8 protein-coding genes and 1 pseudogene are annotated in these 9,758 nt (G+C 70.0%); all 9 read left to right on the top strand.

The window, feature by feature from the left end:
- Positions 1-284, top strand: a pseudogene (locus ACFXBC_RS28860) (hypothetical protein); the annotation flags it as partial.
- 11 nt (positions 285-295) lie between these two features.
- On the top strand, positions 296-379 hold the full coding sequence (kdpF, locus tag ACFXBC_RS28855) for a K(+)-transporting ATPase subunit F (protein WP_164260163.1): 84 nt from the start codon (positions 296-298) through the stop codon (positions 377-379).
- Between the two features lie 6 nt (positions 380-385).
- Complete coding sequence (kdpA, locus tag ACFXBC_RS28850) at positions 386-2,065, top strand: potassium-transporting ATPase subunit KdpA (RefSeq protein WP_385030740.1); 1,680 nt, start codon at positions 386-388, stop codon at positions 2,063-2,065.
- Entirely contained in the window at positions 2,062-4,155 is a 2,094-nt protein-coding gene (gene kdpB / locus ACFXBC_RS28845) for a potassium-transporting ATPase subunit KdpB (protein ID WP_385030734.1), read from the top strand. The genes kdpA and kdpB overlap by 4 nt, the downstream gene beginning before the upstream one ends.
- Positions 4,156-4,160: 5 nt before the next feature.
- Complete coding sequence (locus tag ACFXBC_RS28840) at positions 4,161-4,826, top strand: potassium-transporting ATPase subunit C (RefSeq protein ID WP_385030731.1); 666 nt, start codon at positions 4,161-4,163, stop codon at positions 4,824-4,826.
- Positions 4,827-5,051: 225 nt separating this feature from the next.
- Positions 5,052-7,715, top strand: coding sequence for an ATP-binding protein (locus tag ACFXBC_RS28835; RefSeq protein ID WP_385030728.1), 2,664 nt, complete (start codon positions 5,052-5,054; stop codon positions 7,713-7,715).
- A complete protein-coding gene (locus ACFXBC_RS28830; RefSeq protein WP_385030725.1) occupies positions 7,712-8,410 on the top strand; it encodes a response regulator in 699 nt (232 codons plus the stop codon). The genes ACFXBC_RS28835 and ACFXBC_RS28830 overlap by 4 nt, the downstream gene beginning before the upstream one ends.
- A gap of 98 nt (positions 8,411-8,508) precedes the next feature.
- Positions 8,509-8,859 carry an OB-fold nucleic acid binding domain-containing protein gene (locus ACFXBC_RS28825; RefSeq protein WP_385030737.1) on the top strand — a complete coding sequence of 117 codons (351 nt, stop codon included), beginning with the start codon at positions 8,509-8,511 and terminating at the stop codon, positions 8,857-8,859.
- A 3-nt stretch (positions 8,860-8,862) separates the two neighbouring features.
- Entirely contained in the window at positions 8,863-9,597 is a 735-nt protein-coding gene (locus ACFXBC_RS28820; RefSeq protein WP_385030722.1) for a DUF3159 domain-containing protein, read from the top strand.
- Positions 9,598-9,758 lie beyond the last annotated feature (161 nt).

Raw genomic sequence — 9,758 nt, 5'->3', positions numbered from 1 at the left:
CCCCGACGGGAGTGCGGGCCACCGGCCTTTCTGCTGGTCAGAGCCGTGTGTGCCCGGTCACAGGGGGCAGCGTAGGGATCGCGTCAAGGGCGGACCCCTCGACGTATGGGAGGCGTCAACGAACGGTCCCGGCGACGTTCGAGGGGGTTTGCTCAGGGAGTCCGTTCTTTCGAATCCTCGAACTGTTTCAGGAGCTCACGATGGCCGATGTGGCCTTCGTCGTCACCATGGCCGCGGTCTTCGCGCTGGTGGCGCTCATCGCCAAGGGGGTGTCGAAGCTGTGACCGGTTCTGCCGTGGAAGCGGTGATCGGCCTCGTGGTGGCCGTTGCCCTGCTGGGCTATCTCGTCCTCGCCCTTGTCCACCCGGAGAGGTTCTGAGCCGTGCTGAGCCCCGTACTCGCCGGCGCCCTCCAGATGCTCGCGCTCATCGTGGCGCTCGGTCTGGTCTACCGGCCCCTCGGCGACTTCATGGCCCGGGTCTACTCGTCCGACCGGCATCTGCGGGCCGAGAAGTGGATCTACAAGGCCATCGGCGCCAATCCCGACTCGGCGATGCGCTGGCCCGCGTATCTCCGCGGGGTTCTCGCCTTCTCGCTGGTGAGCATCCTCTTCCTCTATCTGCTCCAGCGGGTGCAGGGCGCTCTGCCCGGCTCGCTGGGCTTCCGCTCGATCGACCCGGACCAGGCGTTCAACACCGCCGCCTCCTTCGTCGCCAACACCAACTGGCAGTCGTACTCGGGCGAGCAGGCCATGGGCCATGTCGTGCAGACCGGCGGCCTCGCGGTGCAGAACTTCGTCTCGGCCGCCGTGGGCATGGCCGTCGCGATCGCCCTCGTACGGGGCTTCGCCCGCTCCCGTACCGGTGCGTCCGGCGGCGGTGAACTGGGCAACTTCTGGGCCGATCTGGTCCGCGGCACCGTCCGCATCCTCATCCCCATCGCCGTCGCTGGCGCGCTGGTCCTGGTGGCGTGCGGCGCCATCCAGAACTTCGCGGGGATCCATGAGGTCGGCCAGTTCACCGGCGGAGCGCAGCAGTGGAACGGCGGCGCCGTCGCGTCGCAGGAGGCCATCAAGGAGCTGGGCACCAACGGCGGTGGCTACTTCAACGCCAACTCCGCCCACCCCTTCGAGAATCCGAACGGCATCTCCAACCTCCTGGAGATCTTCCTGATCCTGGTCATCCCCTTCGCGATGACCCGCACCTTCGGCCGGATGGCGGGCTCCCTGAAACAGGGGTACGCGATCCTGGCGACGATGGTGACCATCTGGATCGCCTTCACCGCGCTGATGATGTGGACCGAGTTCCACCACGGGGGCCCCGCCTTCGACCTCGCGGGCGGCGCCATGGAGGGCAAGGAGACCCGCTTCGGGGTCGGCGGCTCGTCGATCTTCTCGGTGGCGACCACGCTCACCTCGACCGGCGCGGTCAACTCCTTCCACTCGTCCTTCACCGGCTTCGGCGGGGGCATCACGATGCTGGGCATGCAGCTCGGCGAGATCGCGCCCGGCGGTGTCGGGTCGGGTCTCTACGGGATGCTGATCATGGCGGTCATCGCGGTGTTCATCGCCGGTCTGATGGTCGGCCGTACGCCCGAGTACCTGGGCAAGAAGATCGGCGTCCGCGAGATCAAGTTCGCGTCCTGCTACATCCTCGTCACCCCCGCACTGGTGCTCTGCTTCACCGCGGCCGCGATGGCCCTGCCGACCCCCGGCCACTCGATGACCAACTCCGGGGCGCACGGCTTCTCGGAGATCCTCTACGCCTACACGTCCGGCGCCAACAACAACGGTTCGGCCTTCGCCGGACTGGGCGCCGACACCCAGTGGTTCAACACCACCATCGGGCTCGCCATGCTGCTGGGCCGCTTCGTACCGATGGTGTTCGTACTGGCGCTCGCGGGCTCGCTCGCCGGACAGCGCCGGACACCCGAGACCTCCGGGACCCTCCGTACCGACAAGCCCCTCTTCGCCGGGCTGCTCGTCGGCACGATCATGATCATCGCTGGTCTGACCTACTTCCCGGCGCTCGCGCTGGGACCGCTCGCTGAAGGGCTGGCGTCATGAGTACCCTCACCCCGGCCCGCGTGCCCCACCAGGACGCGCCGGGCCCGAAGTCCGAAGGCCGTGTCGGCGGCGGGCTGTTCGACCCCCGGCAGCTGCTCAGGTCCTTCCCCGACGCCCTGCGCAAACTCGATCCGCGGATCATGGTCAAGTCGCCCGTGATGTTCGTGGTCGAGGTCGGCTCCGTGGTCACCACCGGATTCGCGCTCAAGGACCCGGGCGACTGGTTCGGCTGGGCCGTCACCGGCTGGCTCTGGCTGACCACGGTCTTCGCCAATCTGGCGGAGGCGGTCGCCGAGGGCCGCGGCAAGGCCCAGGCCGACACCCTGCGCAGGGCCAAGAGCGACACCGTCGCCCGGCGGCTCGACGGCGCCGTGGAGGAGCAGGTGCCCGGCACCGCGCTGCGCATCGGCGACCTGGTGGTCTGCGAGGCCGGTGACACCATCCCCGGGGACGGCGACGTCGTCGAAGGGGTCGCATCGGTCGACGAGTCGGCGATCACCGGTGAATCAGCCCCCGTCATCAGGGAGTCGGGCGGCGACCGCTCGGCCGTCACCGGCGGTACGAAGGTGCTCTCCGACCGGATCGTCGTCAGGATCATGACGAAGCCCGGCGAGACCTTCATCGACCGGATGATCAAACTGGTGGAGGGCGCCGCCCGGCAGAAGACGCCCAACGAGATCGCGCTGAACATCCTGCTCGCCTCGCTCACCATCGTCTTCCTGCTGGCGGTCGTGACCCTCCAGCCGTTCGCGGAGTACGCCGGTGCGAAGCAGTCGATGACCGTCCTCACCGCGCTGCTGGTCTGCCTGATCCCGACCACCATCGGCGCGCTGCTCTCCGCGATCGGCATCGCGGGCATGGACCGGCTCGTCCAGCGCAATGTGCTGGCCATGTCGGGACGCGCGGTCGAGGCCGCCGGTGATGTGTCGACCCTGCTGCTCGACAAGACGGGCACCATCACCCTCGGCAACCGGCAGGCCGCCGCGTTCGTCCCCGTCCGGGGCGTCACCGAGGCCGTGCTCGCCGACGCGGCGCAGCTCTCCTCGCTGGCCGACGAGACACCGGAGGGCCGCTCGGTCGTCGTACTCGCCAAGGAGAAGTACGGACTGCGCGAGCGCAGCCGCGGCGAGCTGACCGGGGCCGACTGGATCTCCTTCACCGCACAGACCCGTATGTCGGGCGTGGACACCGGTGGCCGCCGGATCCGCAAGGGCGCGAGCGGCTCCGTCGCCGCCTGGGTACGGGAGAACGGCGGGCAGGTCCCGCAGGACGCGCGGACGCTCACGGACGCGATCTCGGATGCGGGCGGCACCCCGCTGCTCGTCGCCGTCGAGGACCGGGAGGGCGCCCGGGTGCTGGGCGTCGTCCATCTCAAGGACGTCGTCAAGGAAGGGATGCGGGAGCGGTTCGACGAGCTGCGCCGTATGGGCATCAAGACCGTCATGATCACGGGCGACAACCCGCTGACGGCGCGGGCCATCGCCCAGGAGGCGGGCGTCGACGACTTCCTCGCCGAGGCCACCCCCGAGGACAAGATGGCGCTGATCAAGCGTGAGCAGGCCGGCGGCCAGCTCGTCGCGATGACGGGGGACGGGACGAACGACGCCCCGGCCCTGGCGCAGGCGGACGTCGGAGTGGCCATGAACACCGGGACATCGGCCGCCAAGGAGGCCGGGAACATGGTGGACCTGGACTCCAACCCGACGAAGCTGATCGAGATCGTCGAGATCGGAAAGCAGCTGCTCATCACCCGGGGCGCCCTGACGACGTTCTCCATCGCCAACGACGTCGCCAAGTACTTCGCGATCATCCCCGCGATGTTCGCGGTGGCGTACCCGAGCCTCGACAAGCTGAACATCATGCGCCTCTCGTCGCCCGAGACCGCGATCCTCTCGGCCGTCGTCTTCAACGCGCTGGTCATCGTCGCGCTGGTGCCGCTGGCTCTGAAGGGTGTGCGGTACAAGCCGACCGGCGCCGACCGGATGCTCCGCCGCAACCTCGGGATCTACGGGCTCGGCGGCCTGGTCGCGCCGTTCATCGGCATCAAGATCATCGATCTGCTCATCTCCCTCATACCCGGGATCGGGTGACCCCCATGAACAACTCCGTGAGCGGTACCGGCCGCCTGCTCTGGGCCGGACTGCGCGCCCTTCTCGTCCTGACCGTCGTCTGCGGGGTGGTCTACCCCCTCGCCGTCACCGGCGTCGCCCAGGCGGTCATGGGCCACCAGGCCAACGGTTCCGAGATCAGGTCCGGCGGCAGGGTCGTCGGCTCCTCCCTCATCGGGCAGCGGTACACCCTGCCGCTGAAGAAGGGGCAGCAGACCCCGGCGCCCGACCTCAGATGGTTCCAGCCGCGCCCCTCCAACGGCCTGGGCACCAACAGCGTCAACACCCAGTACCGGCTGCTGGTGTCCGGGGCGACCAACCGGTCGGGCGACAACGCGGAACTGATCAGCTGGGTCAGGGCCACCAAGTCCGCCGTGATCAGGGACAACTCGGTCCCCGGCTACCGGGTGCGGCCGTCCGACGTGCCCGCCGACGCCGTCACCTCCTCGGGCTCCGGGCTCGACCCGGACATCTCGCCGCAGTACGCGAAGCTCCAGGTGCACCGGGTCGCCGCCCGCAACCACCTCACGGTGGCGCAGGTCGAGCGGCTGGTCGCCGGGCACACCACCGGCCGTACGCTCGGCTTCGTCGGGGAGCCCCGGGTCGACGTCCTGGAGCTCAATGTGGCGCTGAAGCAGCTGACCGAAGGCTGACCGTACGGTGACCGGCTGAGAGCCGGAAGCCGCCGGTGACCGCCGGGACAGCTGCGGTGACGGCCCCTGAGACGCCCGCCCGACCAGGGCCGATCAGGGGCCGCAGCACTCCATCAGGATCGCGTCAAGACACCCGTACGAGTGACCCCCCGTCCGTTATGCCGGAATCGATGGCCGTAAGGTCGACGGAGGGTACTCAGCTGCTCTCCGAAAGACAATGGGGCCATGGCACGAGGCAAGCTTCGAATATTCCTCGGCGCGGCACCGGGCGTCGGGAAGACGTACGCGATGCTGTCCGAGGCCCACCGCAGGGTGGAGCGGGGGACCGACTGCGTCATCGCCTTCGTCGAGCATCACGACCGGCCGCGCACGGAGGTGATGATGCACGGCCTGGAGCAGATCCGGCGCCGTGAGATCGGCTACCGCGGCGGTGTCTTCACCGAGATGGACGTGGACGCGGTCCTGGAGCGCGCCCCCGCCGTCGCCCTCGTCGACGAGCTGGCCCACACCAATGTCCCGGGCTCGCGCAACGCCAAGCGCTGGCAGGACGTGGAGGAGCTGCTCAAGGCCGGCATCGACGTCGTCTCGGCCGTCAACATCCAGCATCTGGAGTCACTCGGCGACGTCGTCGAGTCGATCACGGGTGTCGCCCAGCGCGAGACCGTCCCCGACGAAGTGGTCCGCCGGGCCGACCAGCTCGAACTGGTCGACATGTCGCCCCAGTCGCTGCGCCGCCGGATGGCGCACGGCAACATCTACCAACCCGACAAGGTCGACGCGGCCCTCTCCAACTACTTCCGCCCCGGCAACCTCACCGCCCTGCGTGAACTCGCGCTGCTCTGGGTGGCCGACCGGGTGGACGAGTACCTCCAGCAGTACCGCGGCGAGCACAACATCCGCTCCACCTGGCAGGCCCGCGAGCGCATCGTGGTGGGACTCACCGGCGGCCCCGAGGGGCGTACACTCATCCGCCGCGCGGCCAGGATGGCCGCCAAGGGGTCGGGCAGCGAGATCCTCGCCGTCTACATCGCCCGGAGCGACGGCCTGACCTCGGCGTCCCCCAAGGAGCTGGCCTTCCAGCGGACCCTGGTCGAGGATCTGGGCGGCACCTTCCACCACGTCATAGGGGAGGACATCCCCTCCGCGCTGCTGGAGTTCGCCCGCGGGGTCAACGCCACCCAGATCGTGCTCGGCTCCAGCCGCCGAAAGACCTGGCAGTACGTCTTCGGCCCGGGTGTCGGCCAGACCGTGGCGCGGGATTCCGGGCCCGACCTGGACGTCCACATCGTCACCCACGAGGAGGTCGCCAAGGGCCGGGGGCTGCCGGTCGCGCGCGGGGCGCGGCTGGGGCACGTACGGATCATCTGGGGCTGGCTGGCCGGGGTGGTCGGGCCCGCCGTTCTCACCGTGCTGCTGACCAACGTCGACGCCGAGCTGGGCCTCGCCAACGACATGCTGCTGTTCCTGTCGCTGACGGTCGCCGCCGCGCTGCTCGGCGGACTGCTGCCCGCGCTCGCGTCCGCGGCCTTCGGCTCGCTGCTGCTGAACTACTACTTCGCGCCGCCGCTGCATCTGCTGACGATCTCGAACTCGAAGAACATCGTCGCCATCGTGATCTTCTTCTCGGTCGCCGTGGCGGTGGCGTCGGTGGTGGACCAGGCCGCCCGCCGCACGCATCAGGCTGCCAGACTCCGCGCCGAGTCCGAGATCCTCTCCTTCCTGGCCGGCAGCGTGCTGCGCGGCGAGACCTCGCTGGACGCCCTGCTCGAACGGGTGAGGGAGACGTTCGCCATGGAGTCCGTGGCACTCCTCGAACGGAAGAGCGACGTCGATCCCTGGGTCTGTGTGGGCAGCGTCGGGCCCCGGCCGCTCGACCGCCCCGAGGGCGCGGACGTGGACATGCCGATCGGCGACCATATGGCCATGGCGCTCACCGGCCGGGTGCTGCCCGCCGAGGACCGCAGGGTGCTCGGCGCGTTCGCTGCCCAGGCCGCTGTCGTACTGGACCGCCGGCGCCTCGTCGACGAGGCCGAGGAGGCCCGCAGGCTGGCCGAGGGCAACCGCATCCGTACGGCGCTCCTCGCCGCCGTCAGCCACGATCTGCGGACCCCGCTCGCGGCCATCAAGGCGGCCGTCAGCTCACTGCGCTCCGACGACGTCTCCTGGTCGGACGAGGACGAGGCGGAGCTGCTCGCGGGTATCGAGGACGGCGCGGACCGCCTCGACCACCTCGTCGGCAACCTCCTGGACGTCTCCAGGCTCCAGACCGGCACCGTCACCCCGCTGATCCGCGAGATCGACCTGGACGAGGTCGTCCCGATGGCGCTGGGCGGCGTTCCCGAGGGCAGCGCCGAGCTGGACATCCCGGAGACGCTGCCCATGGTGGCCGTCGACCCCGGACTCCTTGAGCGCGCCGTCGCCAACATCGTCGAGAACGCCGTCAAGTACAACCCGGGCGATGTGCCCGTCACCGTGGCCGCCAGCGCGCTGGGCGACCGGGTGGAGCTGCGCGTGGCCGACCGGGGTCCGGGCGTCCCCGACGAGGCCAAGGAGCGCATCTTCGAGCCCTTCCAGCGCCTCGGCGACGCCCCGCGGGGCGTGGGCGTCGGGCTCGGACTCGCGGTCGCCCGCGGCTTCGCCGAGGCGATGGGCGGCACGCTGGGCGCCGAGGACACCCCGGGCGGCGGGATGACCATGGTCCTCACGCTGAGAGCGGTCACGGGACCGGCGGGTGCGGATACCACCGCGCCGTCCGGATCCACCGGAGCCGCGTTGTCGTCCGGATCAAGCGGAGCCGCGCCACCGTCCGGATCCACCGCGGCCGCGCGGCCCGCCCCACCGGCCACCCCACCGGCCGCCCCATCGGCAGAGAGGCAGATCCAGCTATGACCCGGGTGCTCGTGGTCGAGGACGATCCGCAGATCGTACGCGCCCTTGTGATCAACCTGAAGGCGCGCAAGTACGAGGTGGACGCCGCCCCGGACGGGGCCACCGCGCTCCGGCTGGCCGCCGCCCGCCACCCCGACGTGGTCCTCCTGGACCTCGGGCTGCCCGACATGGACGGCGTGGAGGTCATCAGGGGCCTGCGCGGCTGGACCCGGGTGCCGGTCCTGGTGCTCTCCGCGCGCCACACGTCGGACGAGAAGGTCGAGGCGCTGGACGCGGGCGCCGACGACTACGTCACCAAGCCCTTCGGCATGGACGAACTGCTGGCCCGGCTGCGCGCCGCGGTCCGCAGGGCCGAGCCCGTCGGACCCGATTCCGGTGCGGGGGGCGAGGACGTCTCCCTGGTGGAGACCGCCGAGTTCACGGTCGACCTGGCGGCCAAGAAGGTGCAGCGCGCGGGCCGTGACGTACGGCTGACACCGACCGAGTGGCACCTCCTGGAGGTGCTCGTACGGAACACCGGCCGGCTGGTCAGCCAGAAGCAGCTGCTCCAGGAGGTCTGGGGTCCCTCGTACGGCACCGAGACCAACTATCTGCGCGTCTACATGGCCCAGCTGCGCCGCAAACTGGAGGCCGACCCCTCGCACCCCCGGCACTTCGTCACCGAGCCCGGGATGGGATACCGCTTCGAGCACTGACGGGCGCCCGGAAAGGGCCGGGGCACAGCGGGCGGCGGATACCGGCGCCCCGGTACCCTTCACCTATGAGTGTTAAGCCGACCGGCCGCTTCCGCCGGATGATCGACCGGCTGTCGACCTCGCAGGAGGATCTGCACTCCGCGGAGCTGCAGGAGGACGCGCAGGCCACCGGGTGCACCAGGATCTCCGAATGCACCGACCGCCAGATCGTCAAGGTGACTGGTACCTTGCGCACGGTCACCCTGCGTCCCCGGGCCGGTGTGCCCGCCCTGGAGGCCGAGCTGTTCGACGGCACGGCACCGCTGGACGTGGTGTGGCTCGGCCGGCGCTCGATCGTGGGCATAGAACCGGGCCGCAAGCTGATCGCCTCCGGCCGGATCTCCATGAGCCACGGCCGGCGGGTGCTGTTCAACCCCAAATACGAACTGCGACCGCTCGGACAGGAGTAGCCGGTGACGTCTCTCGACAAGCCGACCACAACCGACCAGGACACCGCCGACAGAGCCGTCACGGAGGCCGCTCTCTTCGAAGCCTTCGGCGGGGTGCGGGGCATGGTGGAGACCGTGCTCCCGGGCCTGCTGTTCGTGACGATCTTCACGGTCAACAAGGACCTCAAGACCTCGGCGATCGCCGCCGTGGCGGTCTCCCTGGTGCTCGTCGTGGTGCGGCTGGTCCGCAGGGACACCGTCAAGCACGCCTTCAGCGGTGTCTTCGGTGTCGCCTTCGGCGTGGTCTTCGCGATGATGACCGGCAACGCCAAGGACTTCTATCTGCCGGGCATGCTGTACACGCTGGGGCTCGCTCTCGCCTACATCGTGACGGCGGCGGCGGGCTTCCCGCTGATCGGGGTGATCCTCGGACCGGTCTTCAAGGAGAACCTCTCCTGGCGCACCCGCAACCCCGGCCGCAAATCGGCGTACACCAAGTCGAGCTGGGCCTGGGGGCTGATCCTCCTCGCCAAGTGCGCGGTGCTCTTCCCGCTGTACTGGTGGGCCGACACCACGCAGTTCGGCTGGGTGCTGATCGCGCTGAAGATCCCGCCGTTCCTGCTCGCGGTCTACCTCACCTGGGTCTTCCTGGCGAAGGCCCCGCCGCCCATCGACGTGTTCGCCGAGATGGAGGCCGAGGAGAAGGCCGAGAAGGCACGCAAGGCGGCCGCCGCGGAGGCGCAGCGCGGCGAGGCGTAACAGCCCGTCCACCTCACCCGGCCGCGCAGCCGGCACACTGCGCACAGCGAGAACCGGCGGTCAGGGGGGAGCCCCGGTGGGCGGGTTTGGGTCGGGGTCGGTGTGGGGGGGGGGGGAGGGGTAACCGGCCCGCCCCGCCGGGGGTCCGAAATCAGGGGGGC

Source organism: Streptomyces sp. NPDC059398 (assembly GCF_042751845.1).
Classification (GTDB): domain Bacteria; phylum Actinomycetota; class Actinomycetes; order Streptomycetales; family Streptomycetaceae; genus Streptomyces.
The sequence above is the reverse complement of the archived record's forward strand: the minus strand, read 5'-3'. Positions and strand labels throughout refer to the sequence as shown.